Genomic DNA, 713 nt, shown 5'->3' on the forward strand with positions numbered 1-713 from the left:
AATGTGTTTTTATAAATGCAGTAATTTAACATATATTTCTATTCCGAATACTATACAAAGAATGGATTCCTGTTGTTTTCAATTATGCAAGAATCTGACTACGGTTTCTTTTGCATCAAATTCAATTTTAACAGAAATCCCTACCGCTACTTTTGCAAGCTGTTCTTCATTAACTTCTATTTCAATTCCGGATTCTGTAAAAAGAATTGGTATGGCGGCATTTGATTCTTGTTCTAATCTTAATACCGTATCTATAAATTATTTATCTTCAAAACTAGAATATATAGAAATGGGAGCATTTACTAACTGCTATAATTTATCAAATGTAGTTTTGCCTAAATCGGTAAAAAAAATCGGTGTAATAGCTTTTGAAAATTGTCGTGGTATTTCATCATTGAATGTTCCTAGATCGGTAATAAACATTTACAACGGAGCTTACCGTGGATGTACTGCATTAACTCAGGTTACATTTGAAGGCAATTCACAGGCTTTTCTTTCTGTAGGTTTAGAAGCCTTCAAAAACTGTTCTTCTTTAAAAACAGTAAATATAAATAAATATAAAAATATAGATTTTGGTAAAAGAGCATTTGCAGATTGTACCAGCTTAACCACTGTAAATTATCCGAAGGCTACATATAACGGTAATAATATCAATGTTCTTGACGGTATAGCTTTTAGTAATGATTGCTTCTTAAATACGCCTTATTATACTA

At 30.3% G+C, this 713-nt stretch carries 1 protein-coding gene; it reads left to right on the forward strand.

All coding sequences use genetic code 11. The features are described from left to right. A partial coding sequence (locus tag OCV67_RS13435) for a leucine-rich repeat domain-containing protein (RefSeq protein WP_147644419.1) occupies nt 1–713 on the forward strand: 713 nt, incomplete at both ends.

It is taken from the genome of Porcipelethomonas ammoniilytica (assembly GCF_025567485.1).
Classification (GTDB): Bacteria; Bacillota; Clostridia; order Oscillospirales; family Ruminococcaceae; genus Porcipelethomonas; species Porcipelethomonas ammoniilytica.